Raw genomic sequence first — 17915 nt, forward strand, 5'->3', positions numbered from 1 at the left:
GCGTCGGCTGAACGTAAATCTTCCGGCGTGGCCGCGTCCAGTGACGAAGGAGTTCGGGATGGCAGGTGACGTGACCGGTTCGCCGATCGGGTTGCACCGGGTGGTGTCGCCCTCGGGTGTGCTGCCGCAGCAGGCCGAGGTGCTGGATGCGGAGCCGTCGCCGTGGCCGGACGAGGTCGTGGTGGCGGTGGAGCGGTTGAATCTCGACGCTGCGTCGTATCGGCAGTTGAGGGAGGCGCACGGCTCCGGGGCTGCCGTGCGCCAGGCCGTGCTGGAGATCGTCGGCGCGCGCGGGAAGATGCAGAATCCGGTGACGGGTTCGGGTGGGATGCTGTTGGGCACCGTCGCGGCGGTGGGTCCGGACTCCCCTCTCGGTCTGAAGGTCGGCGACCGGATCGCGACGCTGGTGTCCCTCACCCTCACGCCGCTGCGGATCACCGACGGCCTGGCGAGGTGGGACGGCCTGGACGAGCAGGTGCCGTGCGAGGGCACGGCGGTGCTGTTCGGGCGGTCGATCGCCGCGGTGTTGCCGGATGACATGCCGGACGAGTTGGCGTTGTCGGTGCTGGATGTCTGTGGTGCGCCGGCGTTGACCGACCGTGTCGTGCGGTCGAAGGGCGCCAAGTCGGTGTGTGTGCTGGGTGGCGGCGGCAAGTCCGGTTCGCTGTCGCTGGCCGCAGCCCGGGCCGCCGGTGCGACGCGGCTCGTGGCTCTCGTGCCGACCGAGGGCGAAGCCACCGCGGTCCGTGAGACCGGGCTGGCCGATGAGGTCGTGGTCGCCGACGCGCGCAATCCGGTGGCGGTGGCGCAGGCCGTGGGTGAGGCGGTCGACGTGACCGTGGTGTGTGTGGACGTCGCGGGCTGCGAGCACGGGGCGATCCTGGCCACGGCGCCGGGCGGGACTGTGATCTTCTTCTCGATGGCCACGTCGTTCTCGGCGGCCGCGCTCGGCGCGGAGGGTGTCGCGGCCGACGTGGAGATGCTGATCGGCAACGGATATGTGCCTGGACATGCGGATTTCGCGTTGGAGCTGGCCCGGGCGACGCCGGGGGTGCTGGCGCTGTTCCGTGGCCGGGAGCGGCAGACTGCCGGATCGTGAGCACTGTGCAGCGTCAATTGTCTCGGGCAACCCTGTTGGTCGGCGGCCGCGTCTACTCGGCGTCGTCCCCGGACGCGACCGCCATGGCGGTGGCTGACGGGACTGTGGTGTGGGTGGGGCAGGACACGCCCGGCGTCGCCCTGTACGGCGAGACGGCCGAGGTCGTGCATCTGGACGGGGCGTTCGTGGCGCCGGCATTCGTGGATGCGCATGTGCATGCGACTTCGGCGGGGTTGTTGCTGACCGGTGTCGATCTCACCGGTGCTTCTTCCGTGGCCGAGGTGCTGTCCGCGGTGAGGGACGCGCCGGGGGCGGCGGTGTGGGGGCATGGCTGGGACGAGACCCGCTTCGCCGAGGGCCGCGCGCCTTCACGGGCCGAGCTGGACGAGGTGGCGCAGGGTCGTCCGGTCTATCTCTCCCGGATCGACGTGCATTCCGCGTTGGCGTCGACCGCGCTGATCGCCCTCGCGCCCAAAGCGCGGGACTGCGACGGCTGGTCGGAGAGCGGTCCCCTGTCGCGGGCGGCGCATCACGAGGTGCGGCGGGCGGCCAAGGACGCCGTGGCGCCGACGCAGCGTCGCCAGGCGCAGGAGGCTTTTCTCCAGCTAGCGGCTTCGCGGGGTGTGGCCTGCGTACACGAGTGCGCCGGCCCGGACATCTCCAGCGCCGACGACCTCACTGAGCTCCTGAATCTCGGCACCGGCCCGCAGGTTGTCGGCTACTGGGGCGAGCTCAACGGCGTCGAGACCGCCAAGGCCCTCGGCGCTCGCGGCGCTGCCGGCGACCTGTTCGTCGATGGCGCCCTCGGCTCTCACACCGCCGCACTGTGCTCGCCGTACGTCGACGACCCGGGCAACTCCGGTGCCTTGTACCTGGATGCGGCGGCGATCGCCGAGCATGTGCTGGCCTGCACCGCGGCCGGCATGCAGGCCGGGTTCCACGTCATCGGCGACGCTGCCGTGGCCGAGGTGATCGCCGGTTTCGAGTTGGCGGAGAAGCAGGTCGGGGCCCCGGAGCTGGCGTCGTGCCGGCATCGGCTGGAGCACGTGGAGATGGTCACCGCCGAGCAGGCGGCACGGTTGGCGTCCTGGGGCGTCGTCGCGTCGGTGCAGCCTCAGTTCGACGCCACGTGGGGCGGCCCGGACGGCATGTACGTGCAGCGCCTCGGCGTGGAGCGGGGCACGCGGTTGAACCCGTTCTCCCAGCTCGCGGCCTCGGGCGCCCTCCTCGCCCTGGGCTCCGACACGCCAGTGACCCCGGTCGATCCGTGGGAGACGGTCCGGGCCGCGGTGCACCACCGCACCGAGGGCTTCGGGGTTTCCCCGCGCGCGGCGTTCACGGCGCACACGCGCGGCGGGTGGCGCGCGGCCGGGGTGGATGACGGTGTGACGGGCACGTTGGTGCCGGGTGCGCCGGCGACGTACGCGGTGTGGCGGGCGGACGAGTTGGTGGTGGGGGCGTCGGACTCGCGGGTGCAGCGCTGGTCGACGGATCCCCGGTCGCGGGTGCCGGCGCTGCCGGTGCTGGAGCCTGGGGCGACGTTGCCGGAGTGCCTGCGCACAGTGTTGTGCGGTCAGGTGATCTACGAACGGGAAGGGGCGCTTGGGTGACGTTGCTGGATCTGGACCCGGAGGTCACCGGGCGGGCGCGGGCGCTGGCGGCGCGCGCGGCGGAGCCGGTGATCGAGCTGGCGCGGGCGCACACGACGGTGGCCGTGGAGCGGGCGACGCTGCGGTTGGCCGGCATCACCGGCGCGGACACCACGCATCGCGCGGGTGACGTGCCGTGGGTGAACCGGGTGGTGGACACCATCCGGGAGCAGTGCGGGCTGGAGCACGGCTCGGTGCTGCCGGCGTTCCATGCGTTGCGTGAGCACGATCTGGGCTCGTTGACCGAGCTGGCCGAGGCCACCGCGGCCGGGCAGATCCAGTTCGCCGTGCCCACCGGCAAGGACGCCACGCAGGCGGCGAAGGCGGCGAAAACCGCTGTCGCCAAAGGACTTCGCACGGTCGACCGGAACCGGGGCCAGCGGGACAAGCTGGTCGCGAAGCTGGGTGATCCGCCGCAGCGGCCGTGGATCTACCTGATCGTGGCCACCGGCGACATCGACGAGGACGTCGTGCAGGCGTGCAACGCCGCCCGGGCCGGTGCGGACATCATCGCCGTCATCCGCTCCACCGGGCAGTCCCTTTTGGACTACGTGCCGGAAGGGGCCACGCACCACGGGTTTGCCGGCACGTATGCCACGCAGGAGAACTTCCGGATCATGCGGGCGGCGCTGGACGACGTGTCCAAGGAGGTCGGCCGGTACGTGCGGCTGACCAACTACGCGTCGGGCCTGTGCATGCCGGAGATCGCGGTGCTGGCCGGCCTTGAGCGGCTGGACATGATGTTGAACGACTCGATGTACGGGATCCTGTTCCGGGACATCAACCCGATCCGGACGTTCGTGGACCAGCGGTTCTCCCGCCAGGTGCACGCGCGGGCGGGGATCATCATCAACACCGGCGAGGACAACTACCTCACCACCGCCGACGCGGTCGAGGCCGCGCACACGGTCACCGTGTCGCAGCTGCTCAACGAGCGTTTCGCGCACGAGGCCGGCCTGCCGGACGAGCTGTTGGGCCTCGGGCACGCGTTCGAGATCAACCCGAAGGTGCCGGACTCGTTCCGGATGGAGCTGGCCCACGCGCTGCTGGCGCGGGAGCTGTTCCCGGACGCGCCGCTGAAGTGGATGCCGCCGACCAAGCACATGACCGGCGACGTGTTCAACGGTTACCTGCTGGACGGGTTCTTCAACCTGGCCGGTGTCCTCACCGGACAGTCGATCCTGTTGGTGGGCATGATGACCGAGGCGGTGGTGACGCCGTTCCTGTCCGACCGGGACCTGGCGATCGCCAACGTGAAGTACGTGCTCAACGCGGCCGGCAACCTGGCCGAGGACTTCCGGCCCTCGCCCGACGGCTTCATCGTCAAGCGGGCCGAGCAGGTGCTGGGGGAGGCGGTGGACCTGTTGGAGCGCATCGTCGACGACGGTCTGCTCAAGGCCATCGCCGAGGGCACGTTCGGGTTGATGAAGCGTCCGGCCGACGCCGGCAAGGGCGCGGACGGCGTGATCGTGAAGGCCGACGGGTACGTGAACCCGGCCAGCGAGCTCCTGGAGGCTGGGCTGTGAGCGACAAGAAGCGTTACGTGCGGCCCTATGGCGACACGACCGGCGACGGCATGGTGCAGATGTCGTTCACCCTGCCCGTTCCGCACGGTCCCCGGGCCGAGGGCGCCGCGCAGCAGCTGGCCAACAAGATGGGCATGGACCCGGCCATGGTCGTGCACTCGCACGCCATCGGCGCGGACTTCACGTTCGTCGTCGTGTACGGCTCGGTCAGCCACCTGGTCGACCTGGACGCGGTCAAGGTCGTGGAGCGGGAGTATCCGCTGCTGTCGCCGTACGAGGTGAACTCGACGGTGAAGAACTCGTTGGGGCGCAAGCTCGTTGTCGTCGGGGCGTGCATCGGCACCGACGCGCACACCGTGGGCATCGACGCCATTCTCAACATCAAGGGCTTCGCCGGCGAGAAGGGCCTGGAGTACTACCGGGAGCTGCGGGTGGTCAACCTCGGCGCCCAGGTCTCCGTGCCGGAGCTGGTGAAGCGGGCCCGGTCGGAGAAGGCCGACGCCGTGTTGGTGTCGCAGGTCGTGACGCAGCGGGACGCGCACATCCTCAACACCCAGGAGATGTCCGCCGCCTTCCGCGAGGCCATGGGCTCCACCCGGCCCACGCTGGTGGCCGGCGGTCCCCGTTTCGATCCGTTGATGGCCGGCGAGCTCGGTGTGGACCGGGTCTTCGGCCGTGGCACGACACCAGGCGAGGTCGCGTCTTACCTCGTGCACACCATCTCCCAGAAAGGCGTGGCCGCGTGAGCTTGGTCGAGGGCTTCTCCGTCACCCACCGGCGTTATGTGCCGTACTCCCACGCCCACTACGGCGGCAATCTCGTCGACGGCGCCTACGGTCTGGGCATGTTCGGCGATGTCGCCACCGAGCTGTGCATCCGCACCGACGGCGACGAGGGCCTGTTCGCCGGCTACGACTCCGTCCAGTTCGTGGCCCCGCTCAAGGCCGGCGACGTCGTCGAGGCCACCGCCACCCTCACCCGCATCGGCACCCGCTCCCGTGGCGTGACCTTCGAGCTGCGGGTCACGTGCCGCGCCACCCCTTCGAAGGGTGCTTCGGCCGCCGAGGTGTTGCCGGAGCCCATCGTCGCCACCCGCGCCACCGGCACCGTGGTGGTGCCGCAGGCGTGATCTGGCGCGGTTCGTTCACCAACGCCGAGGTCAACGCCCTGCACGCGGCGGCGTTCGACCATCCCGTCGGCGAGGTCGACTGGTGCGGTGCCTATTAAAGAGGGGAGTGCACCGCCACAGCCTCGGCTGGGTGGTTCGTGGTCGTGGGATCGGCACGGAGCTCGTCGCCGCGGCGGCCACTGGCGCTCGTTCGGCGGGCTGCCAGTGGCTGCACGTTGACTTCGAACCCCACCTGTGCGCCTTCTACCTCGACGCCTGCAGCTTCCGTTCGACCGACGCGGGCCTGCTCGCGCTCTGAACGGTCAGCCGGCCGTGTCCTGCACGTCGGCGCGGCACGCTTCCAGAAAGCGCTCGCCCGCCTCGCTGATGCCGGTCAGAGCTCGATCGAGACTTTCCCGCAGCACCGCCGGTTCCCCGGCGTCCAGTTCGGCCAGGACGTCGTTCACGCCGCCGCGCGCTGCCTTCCACAGTTCCTTGCCCCGTTGTCGTGGCTCGTCTGCGCCGAACAGCTCCACCTGGTTGTAGGCCTTGCGCAGTTCGCCGCGCCGCTCACGCCATGAGGCCTCGGCCCCGGCCCGGTCTGCCACCGGCCCGCTGAACTCCGTCCGGATCAGCTGGAACGCTTCCTCGCTCGCCGTCGACAGGCCTGCATAGGCCTTGACCCGTTCGTCGCGCAGCCAGTTGGCCCGGTCCGCGGCGCGTTTCTGCGCTTCGGCGCGCTGCGCCGCCTTCAGCTTGCGACTTTCCACGAACGCGTTCGCCACCAGGGTCAGCACCACCCCGCTGAGCGTCGCGCCCACGGTGATCAGCTGCGTGGTCGTTCCCGCGTCCATGACGCGAGTATCCCAGGGCGTCGTTTCTCCCCTTCAGTCCGTGAGGGCGTCGAGTCGGCGCTGGAGGCGGTCGGCGTCGTCGTGGCGCTGTTGTTCGCGGAACAGGTCCAGGGCTTCCTGCCAGACGGCGCGGGCCTGGTCGTGCTGGCCGAGTGCGGCGTGGGGGTTGCCGAGGCCGTCGAGGCAGTTGGCGATCTGGCTGTTGTCGCCGAGGTCGCGGCGCAGGGCGAGGGAGCGCCGGTAGTGGTCGATGGCCCGCTGGTGGTCGCCGGTGCGGTGGTCGATGTAGCCGAGGCTGTCGAGGGTGCCGGCCTCGGCGTCGGGATCGTGGTGGCGCTGGTAGATGGCGAGCGCGGCCTGACAGTTGGCGCTGGCCTGCTCGTACTGGCCGAGTTGGGCGGCGCACCAGCCGGCGTCGTTGAGGGCGTGGGCCTGCCCCGGCACGTCGTCGATCGTCCGGTACAGCTCCAAAGCGCGGTCGGCGTGGACCAGGGCCTGGCTGTAGTCGCCGGACAGGCCCCACGCGCGGGCGAGCATCAGTTCGGTGCGGGCCTGGTTGCTGGTGTCGCCCTGCTGCTCGGCCAGGGCGGCCGACTCGTTGAGGTGCCGGACGGCGTCGTCGTGCTGGCCGAGGTCGCCGTAGGCGAAGCCGAGGAACCGGTGGGCCAGCAGCCGCGCGGTGGGATCGTCGAGATGTTGCTCGGCGGCCAACCCCACCTGCCAGATCGCGGCCTGGTCGTGACGGAGACCGCGGCGGATCTGGAACGTGCTCAGCGCCCACGCCAACTGCCAGGCGGCACGGTGCCAGCCCTGGACGACGGCGATGTGCTGGGCGGCCAGCAGGCACTGGTGTTCGGCGTCGAACCAGGCCAGCGCGGCGGGGTAGTCGGCCAGGGGGAGAGGCTGGGTGACGGGCGGGTCCAGCTGCTGCGGCGCGCGGTGGGGATTCAGGATCCGGTCGGCGTCGTAGGCGGTGTGCAGGTAGAAGTCGACCGCCCGCTTCAGCGCCGCCGTCCGCGTGGCGCCGGGAAGGTGGCCGGCGGTGTCGACGGCGTAGCGGCGGATCAGGTCGTGCATCTCGTACCGGCCGCGCGCGTGGCGGCCGACCAGGGACGCGTCTTCCAACGTGCGCAAGGCTTTCGTGACCTCCGCGAGGGACAAGCCGGTGAGGCCGGCCGCGGCCGGCAGGCTGATGTCCGGACCAGGGGCGGTGCCGAGCAGCCCGAACACCGTGCGCTGCTGTTCGGTGAGGTTGAGCAGGGACCACGAGAGCACGGTGGGCAGGCTGGCCGCGGGGTCCTGGTCGTCCAGCGCGTCCAGACCCAGTTCGAGGAGCTCGGCGGCGAACTCGGCCAGCGGGATGTCCGGGTACATCTGCGCGCGGCCGGCGGTGATGGCCAACGCCAGCGGATACCGCCCACACAACCGGATCAGGTCCGCCACCGCCTCGGGTTCGGCGGCCACCCGAGCGTCGCCGAGCCGCCACGTCAGCAGCGCCTCGGCTTCGGCCTGGGACAGCACGGCCAGCGCCATGTGCCGGGCGCCGTGCCGCGTGATCAGCGAGTTGAGCGCACTGCGGCTGGTGACGACCACGGTGCAGGTCGGTGCGCCGGGCAGCAGCGGCGCGACCTGGTCGGCGGTGGCGGCGTTGTCCAACACGATCAGCAGCCGCCTGCCGGCGAGCAGGCTTCGGTAGAGGGCGGTGTGCTCGGCCAGACCGCCGCTGACGTGCGCCGGGTCCGCGCCCAGGGCGTCGAGGAAACCGCGCACCGCGGTGAGCGGGTCCAGCGGATCGCTGTCCGGGCCGAAACCCCGCAGGTCGACGAACAGCTGCCCGTCGGGAAACCGGTCCGCGTGCGTGTGGGCCCAGTGCAGGGCCAGCGAGGTCTTGCCGATGCCGCCCGCGCCGGCGATGGCTGTGATCACGATGGTCGGCGACTGCTCGGCGACCGTGTCGATCGCCTGCGCGAGCAATGCCAGCTCGGCCTCGCGGCCGGTGAATCCCGTTGGGGCGGCCGGCAACTGTCGAGGGCGCGCGGCCGCCGGCCTGGGCGGGGCCGGCGTCACGCCCAGCACCTCGCCCATCAGCTCGTCGCGCTCCTGTGGCGTGAGGTCCATGGCGTCGGCCAGCTGCCGCAGCGAGGCGAGCTGCGGATTGGGGCGGTCCCCGGTCTCCAGCCCCCGGATGGTGCGCGCCGAGACCCCCGAGCGCTCAGCCAGCTTCTCCTGGGTCAGCCCGGCCCGCTGGCGAAACCGTCGCACCACCGAGTTGTGCTGGTCGCCCATCGAAAACCACCCGCCACTCGCCCCCTCTGCCTGTCGGACCGTGACTTACCACGCCAATCAGGCACCAGACAAAGTAGTGGGAAGCGCCGCAGCATCGGGCGTGGCCTAGGCTGCGCGGTCGTGGGGGAGATCATGTTGGTGGCGGTGATCGTCGCGGCGACGGCAGCGGGCGTGTGGTGGGTGCCGAGAGGCGGCGCCGCGGAGCGGCCGGGCGGGGGATGGCTTCGACACCCCGGCACCTGGCTGATCGCCGTGATCGCGCTGTTCTTCGTCAACCAGGTGCTGTTCACGGCCTACGTGCAGCAGGCCTGGCACGGCGACACCTCCTCGATCGCCCGGTACATGCCGCCGGGCTGGTTCGACCTGGCCGACCTGGGCCGGCTGTCGCAGGCGCTGCCGGCGTGGCCGTGGACGGTGCTGCACGCGCAGTCGTCGATCGAGTTGCCGCTGGGCATGCTGTCCTACCTGCTGGTGTGCCGGTGGTTCTCCGCCGAGGTGTTCCGCCGCGCGATGCATGCCCGCTGGCTGTGGTCGGCGTCGTGGACGGTGACGTTCTGCCTGATCGAATGGGACCTGTACAGCCCGTACACGGTGGTGGACCTGGTGATCCGGGTGGTCTCCGGCATCGTCACGCCGCTGTTGCTGCCGCTGCTGGCGGAAGGCCGGGACACCCCGCCGAGGCTGCTGCCGCTGGTGGCGTCGCTGGCCGCGCTGGGCTGCATCGTGCTCGCGGTCTACGACACGGTGACCCTCTACAACCTCGGCCACACGGTGTCCTGGCTGCCGATCGTCGCCGGGGCCCTGGTGGTGTTGGCGGCCGCGCGGTTCTGGGCGCAGAAGCCGGTGCGGCACGGGCTGACCATGACCTCGGTGACCAACGCCCTCGGCTGGTTCCTGGTGCTGTTCCTGGTGCCGGCGCTGCCCCTGCGCTACGGCTTCAACTTCGGCACCACGGCGGTGTCGGTCCTGGCCGGCGCGGTGATCGTGGCGGCGGCGGTGTGGCGGGGCTGGGACCATCGCCGGTTCGGCCAGCTGGGTATCGCGGCGGTGGCGGGAGTCGTCGGCGCGGTCGTGGGCTACGTGATCGCGCACGGCTACTCGGAGGCCCGGCTGTTGGCGGCGGCGGTCGGATTCCTGCTGGCCGGCGCCGGGGTGTGCGCGGGACTGGACCGGATCGGTGACAGAACGGGCAACAAAAGCCCGGTGAATATTGACCGGCCCCGCCGTCGATAGCGACGCTGAAGCCATGGCAAAGAACCATCTGGCGCAACTCAATGTCGGCCGGCTGAGATATCCGTTCGGTTCTGGCGAGGCCGAAGAATTCATCGCCGCACTCGACCCGATAAACGCGCTCGTGGACCGGGCGCCGGGATTCGTGTGGCGGCTCACCGGCGTGGGCGGCAAGGACTCCGCCGCCATCGACCCGGACGAGGACCTGGTCACGAACCTGACCGTGTGGGAGTCGCGCGAGGCGATGTGGGAATTCACCTACCGCGCCGAACACCGCGAATTCCTGCAACGCCGACGGGAATGGTTCCAGCCGCAGAACGAGGCGTCCACCGTGCTGTGGTGGATTCCCGCCGGACACATCCCCACTCCGTTGGAAGGCCGCGACCGCCTTTTCCGCCTGCGCGAATCGGGACCGACGCCGGAGGCGTTCTCCTTCGGCCAGCACTTCGAACCGGTCACCACACAGCTCGCCGCCCTGTGAGCTGTGTTCACCGAATTGTGTCCGCCTACGGACAGGGGCCTCACACCCGGCCCGTAGGCTGAACGGGTGGCCGCCCCCGTTGTGACGTCGGAATCCGACATCCCTCTCGCGTTGCCGACCCGACGTCGCCGCGCCGTCCCCGTGCTGATCCGCATGGCCGCCGCCCTCGCGGGCGGCGGCATCTTCTACGCCAGCTACCCACCTCGCCCCCTCTGGTACCTCGCGCCGCTGGCGTTCGCGCTGCTCGCCTTCGCCCTGCGCCACCGCACCGCCCGTGGCGGCTTCCTCTACGGCCTGCTGTTCGGCATGGCGTTCGTGATGCCGCTGCTGGAGTGGCTGCAGAGCTTCCTCGGCCGCGAGTTCGGGCCGTTCCCGTGGGTGGGCCTGTCGTTCGTGGTGTCGCTGTACATGGCGCTCGCCGGCGCCGCGATGGCCGTGGTCAGCAAGCTGCGCGGCGGTCCGGTGTGGATGGCCGCGGTGTTTCTGGGCAGCGAGGTCCTGCGCACCTACTTCCCGTTCGACGGATTCCCGTGGGGCAAGGTCGGCTTCGGCCAGCCCGAGGGCCTGTTCCTGCCGCTGGCCGCGATCGGCGGCACCATGCTGCTCGGGTTCGCCGTCGTCGTCACCGGCACGGGCCTGACGGAGCTGATCGTCCGCTGGCGGGCCGGCGACCGCCGCCGCGCCCTCGTGCTGCCGGTGATCCTGGCCATCCTGCCCGTCGTGGCCGGCGCGGCGAGTTGGTCGCTGGTCGGCACCGACGCCCAGGCCGGCACCCGCACCGTGGCGATCATCCAGGGCAACGCGCCCGACGACGGCATCAACCTCATGTACGACACGCCGATCCTGCGCCGCAACCACCTCGCCGCCACCGAGAAGCTCGCCGCCGACATCAAGGCCGGCCGCGTGGCCAAGCCCGACATAGTGGTGTGGCCGGAGGTCGCCACCGACCTGAGAGCCCGACCCCCGCTACGACATCGAGCTGTCCCAGGCCATCCGCGACGTCGGCGTGCCGTTCCTCATCGGCGGCCGGCTCATCCAGAACCCCACCACCATCCAGAACGTGGTGCAGGTGTGGGACCCGAACACCGGGCCGGGCCAGCGCTACGCCAAGCAGAAGCTGGTGCCGTTCGCCGAGTTCATCCCGCTGCGCGCCATCTCCGCCGCGGTCACCCCGTTCGTCGCCGACACCCGGGACATGATCCCCGGCGACGAGCCCGGCGCCCTGGCCGTCGACAACACCACCGTCGGCGTCGCCATCTGCTACGAGGTCGCCTACGACCAGGTGGTCGGCGGCGCGGTGCGGGCTGGTGCGACAATGCTCGCCATCCCCACCAACAACGCGTGGTACGGGCCTGGCGAGATGAGCTACCAGCAGCTGGCCATGTCCCAGGTCGCGGCGGTGGAGTACGGCCGCGCCGTCGCGGTCTCGGCGACCAGCGGGGTGAGCGCCCTCGTCCAACCCGACGGGACGGTCACCCGGCAGAGTGAGCTCTACACGGCGGCGACGCTGGTGGCGAAACTGCCGCTGCGCACGACCGCTACGCTGGCCACCCGGCTCGGCGCATGGCCCGAATGGGTGGCGTCCGTGACCGGCCTGGCGGCACTGGCGCTGGCAATCGGCGCACGCCTGCGAAACCGGTCGACGACCCCGCGTCGTGCGCCGGCGCGAACTACTGACGACACACCGGAAGAGGATCTTTGATGGCGGACCAGCGGGACAGCCGCGCGGAGCTCGGCCAGGTGCTGGTGGTGATCCCGACCTACAACGAGCGGGAGAACCTGGGCCCCATCGTCGCGAGGCTGCACGAGGCGCTGCCCGAGGCGCACGCGCTCGTCGTCGACGACGGCAGCCCCGACGGCACCGGCCGGCTCGCCGACGAGATGGCCGCGGCCGACGACCGGGTGCGAGTGCTGCACCGCACCGAGAAGGCCGGCCTCGGCGCCGCCTACGTCGCCGGCTTCGGCTGGGCGCTCGAACGCGACTACGGCGTCATCGTCGAGATGGACGCCGACGGCTCGCACGCCCCCGAGGACCTGCCCCGGCTGCTCGACGCGCTCACCGACGCCGACCTCGCCCTGGGCTCCCGCTACGTGCCCGGCGGCCGCGTGGTCAACTGGCCCAAGTACCGCGAGCTGATCTCGCGCGGCGGCGGCCTGTACTCCCGCCTCGCGCTGGGCGCCAAGGTCCGCGACATCACCGGTGGCTTCAAGGCCTTCCGCCGCGAGGTCCTGGAGAAGATCAACATCCAGTCGGTGGCCTCGCAGGGCTACTGCTTCCAGATCGACCTCACCTGGCGCACCATCGAGGCCGGCTTCGAGGTCGTCGAGGTCCCCATCACCTTCACCGAGCGCGCCGTCGGCCAGTCCAAGATGAGCGGCTCCATCGTGCGCGAGGCCCTGTGGCGGGTCACCAAGTGGGGCGTGCGCCGCCGCCTGGAGCAGGTCGGTGCCATCAAGCGCTGAGCATGGGCCCGGCCGCCGCTTTCCGGACACCACCGGCGCGGCGGCCGAGCGCTAGCTCGGTTCCCGTAGACGCCAATCACCCCCTGGCCGTGGCGGCCAGGGGGTGATTGCTGTTTCGTGGTGGGCTCGGTGAGAACCAGGCCCGACGTCTGTGGCGCGCGGGGCCGTCACCGGCCCCGCGTCCACCTCACGCCGTGCGCGTGCGGCGGCCCTTGAGCTCTTCCAGACGCTCGGTGAGCAGCTCCTCCAGCTCCGGGATGCTGCGGCGCTCCAGCAGCATGTCCCAGTGCGTGCGCGGGGCCTTGATCTTCTTCTGCTCCGGCTCGTTGCCGTCCATGATCTTCGACTCAAGGCCGTGCAGTCGGCACTCCCAGACCGGCGGGATCTCGGCGTCGTCGGAGAACGGCACCTCGAAGTCGTGCCCCTTGGGGCACGCGTACCGCACCGACCGGCGCGGCGCGAGGTCGTGGTTGCGGTCAGTCTCGTAGCTGACCGCACCGAGCCGGCTACCACGCAGAACGCGGTCGGCCATGACGATGTCCTTTCGCTCGGCTCGGGGCGCAGGGCCCCGGGTTGTGCTTACCGAGTGCAACGACGGGACTGGTCCAATCGTTCCCCGGTGAGGGGTTTCGGCACCCAGGGTGACGTCGTTCACGTGTCAACCAGAGTGTCCCGTCTCTGGGATGCAATCGGTCGGACGTCGTGACGCGTTATCCAGCCACCGAGTGCAACTATCACTCGTTTGGCCTAGTCCGGGTCGCTTGGAGCCTACCCGTCCGCCAGTCTGACTGCATTCCGCAACCAACCGTGGCAGCAGGACCTCAATGAGTGACATTTTCTCTGTCTTCTGATGACAGAGCGTAGCATATGTGGCCAACGCGAAGCTGTTCACGGTTCGTGTCGACCCCCGGAAACTGCCCGAACGACAGCGCCGCGGCGCGCGAACGAGCACAAACGCGCATCCGGGCCTGGCTCGCGTCGGACACCATGATGGCGGAGCGGGCACGAGCCTGCCGCGCGAGGGCGCTCAGGTGAAGCTCAGCTGCGCGGGGGACACCGGCTCGGCGGCCAGCTCCCCGAGACGGAAATGACGCCGGCACAGCACCTGGTAGCGCACCTCCTGATAGGGATCTGGGCCCTCGTGGTCGGTGTCCGCGACCAGCACCGTGTCGCCCTCCCGCAGCACCCGGCCGCCGCTGACCCGCGCGTTGAACCGGCCCGGCAGCCCCGCACCAGCACAGCACCTCCACCTGCACCGGGTGCAGCTCGTCGGCCAGCTCGAACAGCCGGCGCGCGCCCGGGAACAGGCGGCTGCGGAAGTCGGTGGCGATGCCGAAGCAGTACACGTCCACCTGCGCCTCGTCGGCCAGCTCGGCCAGCTGCTCGACCTGCTCGGACGACAGGAACTGGGCCTCGTCGACCACCAGGTAGTCCACCCGCTGCCCGCTCGCCCACCGCGACCGCACCAGCCGGCGCAGGTCGTCGCCGTCGGCCACCTCGGTGGCCTGCCGGCTGATGCCGATCCGGCTGGAGATCTGCGGCCGCCCCGACCGGTCGTGGCGGACCAGCACCAGGCCGTGCCGGCCCTGGCGGGCCTGGTTGTGGTCGATCTGCAGCGCCAGCGTCGACTTGCCGCAGTCCATCGGCCCGAAATACCAGCGGATCCGGCCGGTCTGCGGTGCGCAGCGGCGCGAACCCGCCGCGGGCGCCGAGGACAGCGCGTCGGTGGCGTCGATGATCGATCCGGATTCGCTCACGGCGGGTGACCCTAACGGGTGCGACACTGACCGCGTGGACCGGCGTATCCGCAGGGACGTTCGGGTCGACGGGGTCGTGCAGGGGGTCGGCTTCCGCCCCTACGTCCACGCCCTGGCCACCCGCCTGCGGCTGGCCGGCCGCGTCGGCAACGACGTCGCCGGCGTGTTCGTCGAGGTCGAGGGCGCGCCGGAGGACGTGGGGGAGTTCCTGGCGTCGCTGGCCCGCGACGCCCCGCCGCTGGCCCACATCGAGCACGTCCACGTCCACGAGGCCCCGCCGGCCGGCGTTGAGGGCTTCGAGATCGCCCTCAGCGACGCTCAAGGGGCTCGCAACACCCTGGTCTCCGCCGACTCGGCGACGTGCGAGGACTGCCTGCGGGAGCTGTTCGACCCGGCCGACCGCCGCCACCGGTATCCGTTCGTCAACTGCACCAACTGCGGGCCGCGGTTCACCATCGTCCGCGACGTGCCCTACGACCGGCCGCTGACCACCATGGCCGGCTTCCCGATGTGCGGGCCATGCCGGGCGGAGTACGAGGATCCCCGCGACCGCCGCTTCCACGCCCAACCCACATGCTGCCCCGACTGCGGGCCCACGTTGTCGCTGGGTGCGGCCATGGACCCGCTGGCCGAGGCCGTCCATCGACTCCGGCGCGGCGAGGTGCTCGCGGTCAAGGGCCTCGGCGGATACCACCTGGCCGTAGCCGCATCCCATCCGACGGCGGCGGCGACGCTGCGAGCGCGCAAGCACCGCGAGGACAAGCCGTTCGCGGTCATGTGCGCCGACGCGGAGCAGGCGCGGGGGCTGTGCAGCGTGGACGAGCAGTCGCTGAGGGACCTCACCAGCCGCCGACGGCCCATCGTCCTGATGCCCCGCCTCGGCGACGCCCCGATCGCCGAGGCCGTCGCGCCCGGCAACCGGTACCTGGGCGTGCTGCTGCCGTACACGCCGCTGCACCACCTCCTGCTGCGGGATCTCGGCGAGCCGATCGTGCTGACCAGCGGCAACCGGTCCGAGGAGCCCATCGCCTACCGTGACGCCGAGCCGCTGGCCGACATCGCCGACGCCGTGCTCGACCACAACCGGCCCATCCACAGCCGCGCCGACGACTCCGTCGTCCGCGCCGGGACGCTGCTGCGGCGCTCCCGCGGCTACGCCCCCGAGCCCGTGACGCTGGCCCGACCCTGCCGGCGGCCGGTGCTGGCCTGCGGCGCGGAGCTGAAGAACACCTTCTGCCTGGCCAAGGACGACCACGCCTTCGTCTCCCACCACATCGGCGACCTGGAGAACCTCCAGACCTACCGCTCGTTCACCGAGGGCATCGAGCACTTCTCACGCCTGTTCGACGTCACCCCGCGGGTCGTCGCCCACGACCTGCATCCGGAGTACCTGTCCACCAAGTACGCCCATGGTTTGGCAGGCAGCCTGGACGGCGTGGAGCTGGTGGGCGTGCAGCACCACCACGCCCACATCGCCTCCTGCCTCGCCGACAACCGCGAGGCCGGGCCGGTGATCGGCGTGGCCTTCGACGGCACCGGCTACGGCCCCGACGGCACCATCTGGGGCGGCGAGTTCCTCATCGCCTCCCTGACCGGCTTTGAGCGGATCGGGCATCTCGCCCCCGTGCCCATGCCCGGCGGCGCGGCGGCCATCCGCCAGCCGTGGCGCATGGCCGCCGCCTACCTCGGCAATTCGGTTCCCGGTTGGCGGCCCGAGTGGGACGCCGTGATCACCATGGCCCGCAACGGAGTCAACTCCCCCCTGACCTCCAGCGCCGGCCGCCTGTTCGACGCCGCCGCCGCGCTGCTGGCCGTCCGCGACGAGATCAACTATGAGGGCCAGGCCGCCGTCGAGCTCGAACAACTCGCCGACCCCACCGTCCAGGACGCCTACCCGGTCCGCGTCGATGACCTGATCGTGCAAGGCGTCGACCTCCTGCACGCCATCCTCTCCGACCGTGGCGCCCCACGCTCGGTGATCGCCGCCCGCTTCCACAACGGCATCGCCGCCGCCATCCTCGCCGCCTGCGTGCAGGCCCGAGACCGCAGCCGCCTGACCACCGTCGCCCTCTCCGGCGGCGTCTTCCAGAACGTCCTGCTCCTGACTCGGACGGTGAAGTTGTTGGCCGACAACGGCTTCCGAGTTCTCACCCATCGGCGCGTGCCCACCAACGACGGCGGCATCAGCCTCGGCCAGGCCGCCATCAGCGCATGCCGGTGACCGTCACTTCTTCGCTGCCCGTGGCCGATTGCGGTCACCTGGGCCCGTTACCGGCGCCCCGAATGCCACCATGATCGAGTGACCAGCCGCCCGCCGCGGATCCTGCTCGGTGGTCGAGTGAACCCGGGAGGCAGGTGAGCCGATGGACTTCCTCCTCGCGGCGCTGAAGGGGCTGGGCATTCCGCTCGCCTTCGCCGCCACCACCCTGGCCGCCGCCTGGGTCGTGTTCTCCGGCCCCGGTGAGTCGTGGAACGTGATCCTGGGCATCGGCTGCGTCCTGGTCGGCGGTTTCCTCTGCTTCCAGTTCTGGCTGTTCATGATGGACGGCGACACCGAAGGGATCGGCTCCCTCGTCGCCGGCCTGGCCGCCGCCGTGCTGGTGATCGCCGGCCTGATCGGGGCAAACCAGTGGCTGCTGCACGAGCGGGGCCATGACGTGGCCTGCCGCGTCACCGCCATCACCGACAAGTACGGCGACGACTCCGCCTGGGTCGAGTACGCGCTGGACTGCGACGGCGGCCGGCCGACCCTGATCACCAACACCAGCCGCTACGCCGACGTCGAGAAGGGCGGGCGTGTGGTCGTCCGCTACGACCCCGTCGGCAGTGCCGTGCCGGTGCGTTCGAGCGAGGCCTCCGACGGCTACACCGCCCTCAAGATCGCCGCGGCCGGGCTCGGCGTGCTCCTGCTGCTCGGCCTGTTCACGGCGCTGAACAGCTAGCCCGGCAACTCGTCATTCCGCACACTCCTAGCCGCCGAACTGCCGCAGGATCTCGTTCGCACGACCGCTGTCGAGCTTCCGCAACGCGTTGTGCGCGTCGTCCCGGGCCCGCTTGTCGGGGCCGCGCAGCAGCTGGCCGAGACGGGTGAGCAGCATGTCGAGCGCCGGCTCGGTGATCTTGACCGTGGATGTCATGGAGGGCGAGCCGCGATGGCGGATGCTGTAGGCGATCTGCGGCAACTCGCCGGTCGCGTTGTTCCTCGTCGCCGCCAGCGGATCGTCGATCACCGCGAACAGGGCCCGGAACAGCGCCTCCGGACCGCCGACGGCCAGCAGGGCACTCGAGACCTGTTCCCAGCCCGGTTTCCGGATCATGTCGCCGTGGTCCTCGACGACCAGGTCCATGGTTTCCCCAGTGGCCTGGCCAGGCACTGCTCGACCGCCCGCCCGTGGCTCCGCTGCGGACCAGCGTGTCGATCACCGAGCCCCCTAGTCGCCCCACGGCGAATCGGTCTCTCGA

General features: G+C 70.9%; 17 protein-coding genes and 2 pseudogenes. 13 read left to right on the forward strand and 6 right to left on the reverse strand.

Annotation, left to right across the window (positions count from 1 at the left end):
- Nucleotides 1-58: 58 nt before the first annotated feature.
- From KUTG_RS00115 to KUTG_RS62880, 6 genes are all read left to right on the forward strand, one after another.
- On the forward strand, nucleotides 59-1099 hold the full coding sequence (locus tag KUTG_RS00115) for an L-erythro-3,5-diaminohexanoate dehydrogenase (RefSeq protein WP_043727747.1): 1041 nt from the start codon (nucleotides 59-61) through the stop codon (nucleotides 1097-1099).
- Nucleotides 1096-2709: an amidohydrolase gene (locus KUTG_RS00120; RefSeq protein WP_232240565.1), complete on the forward strand. Its 1614-nt coding sequence runs from the start codon at nucleotides 1096-1098 to the stop codon at nucleotides 2707-2709. Before KUTG_RS00115 ends, KUTG_RS00120 begins: the two co-directional genes overlap by 4 nt.
- A complete protein-coding gene (locus KUTG_RS00125) occupies nucleotides 2706-4274 on the forward strand; it encodes a lysine 5,6-aminomutase subunit alpha (RefSeq protein WP_043713998.1) in 1569 nt (522 codons plus the stop codon). Before KUTG_RS00120 ends, KUTG_RS00125 begins: the two co-directional genes overlap by 4 nt.
- The gene (locus tag KUTG_RS00130; RefSeq protein ID WP_043713999.1) at nucleotides 4271-5020 is read left to right on the forward strand and encodes a lysine 5,6-aminomutase subunit beta; all 750 of its coding nucleotides are present in this window, start codon (nucleotides 4271-4273) and stop codon (nucleotides 5018-5020) included. Before KUTG_RS00125 ends, KUTG_RS00130 begins: the two co-directional genes overlap by 4 nt.
- The gene (locus tag KUTG_RS00135; RefSeq protein WP_043714001.1) at nucleotides 5017-5403 is read left to right on the forward strand and encodes a 3-aminobutyryl-CoA ammonia lyase; all 387 of its coding nucleotides are present in this window, start codon (nucleotides 5017-5019) and stop codon (nucleotides 5401-5403) included. The genes KUTG_RS00130 and KUTG_RS00135 overlap by 4 nt, the downstream gene beginning before the upstream one ends.
- A gap of 106 nt (nucleotides 5404-5509) precedes the next feature.
- Nucleotides 5510-5701 carry a GNAT family N-acetyltransferase gene (locus KUTG_RS62880; RefSeq protein WP_052393593.1) on the forward strand — a complete coding sequence of 64 codons (192 nt, stop codon included), beginning with the start codon at nucleotides 5510-5512 and terminating at the stop codon, nucleotides 5699-5701.
- Nucleotides 5702-5705: 4 nt separating this feature from the next.
- Here KUTG_RS62880 and KUTG_RS00145 read toward each other — a convergent pair whose 3' ends face one another.
- Nucleotides 5706-6236 carry a hypothetical protein gene (locus KUTG_RS00145; RefSeq protein ID WP_043714002.1) on the reverse strand — a complete coding sequence of 177 codons (531 nt, stop codon included), beginning with the start codon at nucleotides 6234-6236 and terminating at the stop codon, nucleotides 5706-5708.
- A 33-nt stretch (nucleotides 6237-6269) separates the two neighbouring features.
- Nucleotides 6270-8522, reverse strand: a complete 2253-nt coding sequence (locus KUTG_RS00150) for an ATP-binding protein (RefSeq protein WP_084578749.1) — start codon at nucleotides 8520-8522, stop codon at nucleotides 6270-6272.
- A gap of 120 nt (nucleotides 8523-8642) precedes the next feature.
- Here KUTG_RS00150 and KUTG_RS00155 point away from each other — a divergent pair, with 120 nt between their 5' ends.
- The 3 genes and pseudogenes from KUTG_RS00155 to KUTG_RS62885 all read left to right on the forward strand — a co-directional run.
- Nucleotides 8643-9755 (forward strand): hypothetical protein, encoded by a 1113-nt coding sequence (locus KUTG_RS00155; RefSeq protein WP_043714003.1) that lies wholly within the window; start codon nucleotides 8643-8645, stop codon nucleotides 9753-9755.
- Nucleotides 9733-10233, forward strand: a complete 501-nt coding sequence (locus tag KUTG_RS00160) for a DUF3291 domain-containing protein (RefSeq protein ID WP_232240566.1) — start codon at nucleotides 9733-9735, stop codon at nucleotides 10231-10233. Before KUTG_RS00155 ends, KUTG_RS00160 begins: the two co-directional genes overlap by 23 nt.
- Before the next feature lie 153 nt (nucleotides 10234-10386).
- Nucleotides 10387-10803: pseudogene (locus KUTG_RS62885) on the forward strand (apolipoprotein N-acyltransferase); the annotation flags it as partial.
- Here KUTG_RS62885 and KUTG_RS62890 read toward each other — a convergent pair.
- Nucleotides 10740-11144 carry a hypothetical protein gene (locus KUTG_RS62890; protein WP_232240567.1) on the reverse strand — a complete coding sequence of 135 codons (405 nt, stop codon included), beginning with the start codon at nucleotides 11142-11144 and terminating at the stop codon, nucleotides 10740-10742. The pseudogene KUTG_RS62885 and the gene KUTG_RS62890 overlap by 64 nt on opposite strands.
- Before the next feature lie 95 nt (nucleotides 11145-11239).
- Here KUTG_RS62890 and lnt point away from each other — a divergent pair, with 95 nt between their 5' ends.
- Together lnt and KUTG_RS00170 are read left to right on the forward strand one after the other, a co-directional pair.
- A complete protein-coding gene (gene lnt / locus KUTG_RS62895; protein WP_232240568.1) occupies nucleotides 11240-11935 on the forward strand; it encodes an apolipoprotein N-acyltransferase in 696 nt (231 codons plus the stop codon).
- A complete protein-coding gene (locus tag KUTG_RS00170) occupies nucleotides 11935-12696 on the forward strand; it encodes a polyprenol monophosphomannose synthase (protein WP_043714006.1) in 762 nt (253 codons plus the stop codon). The genes lnt and KUTG_RS00170 overlap by 1 nt, the downstream gene beginning before the upstream one ends.
- 187 nt (nucleotides 12697-12883) lie before the next feature.
- Here the strand turns inward: KUTG_RS00170 and KUTG_RS00175 are convergent, their stop codons facing one another.
- Nucleotides 12884-13228 (reverse strand): RNA polymerase-binding protein RbpA, encoded by a 345-nt coding sequence (locus KUTG_RS00175; RefSeq protein ID WP_043714016.1) that lies wholly within the window; start codon nucleotides 13226-13228, stop codon nucleotides 12884-12886.
- Nucleotides 13229-13723: 495 nt separating this feature from the next.
- Nucleotides 13724-14453, reverse strand: a pseudogene (locus KUTG_RS00180) (thymidine kinase).
- 46 nt (nucleotides 14454-14499) lie between these two features.
- On the opposite strand from KUTG_RS00180, the gene hypF reads away from it, so the two are divergent.
- Both hypF and KUTG_RS00190 read left to right on the forward strand, forming a co-directional pair.
- A complete protein-coding gene (gene hypF, locus KUTG_RS00185; protein ID WP_043727753.1) occupies nucleotides 14500-16674 on the forward strand; it encodes a carbamoyltransferase HypF in 2175 nt (724 codons plus the stop codon).
- Between the two features lie 142 nt (nucleotides 16675-16816).
- Complete coding sequence (locus KUTG_RS00190) at nucleotides 16817-17395, forward strand: hypothetical protein (RefSeq protein ID WP_043714017.1); 579 nt, start codon at nucleotides 16817-16819, stop codon at nucleotides 17393-17395.
- Nucleotides 17396-17422: 27 nt separating this feature from the next.
- Here KUTG_RS00190 and KUTG_RS00195 read toward each other — a convergent pair whose 3' ends face one another.
- Nucleotides 17423-17800, reverse strand: coding sequence for a hypothetical protein (locus KUTG_RS00195; RefSeq protein ID WP_043714023.1), 378 nt, complete (start codon nucleotides 17798-17800; stop codon nucleotides 17423-17425).
- Between the last annotated feature and the right edge of the window lie 115 nt (nucleotides 17801-17915).

The organism is Kutzneria sp. 744, from assembly GCF_000568255.1.
Lineage (GTDB): Bacteria > Actinomycetota > Actinomycetes > Mycobacteriales > Pseudonocardiaceae > Kutzneria.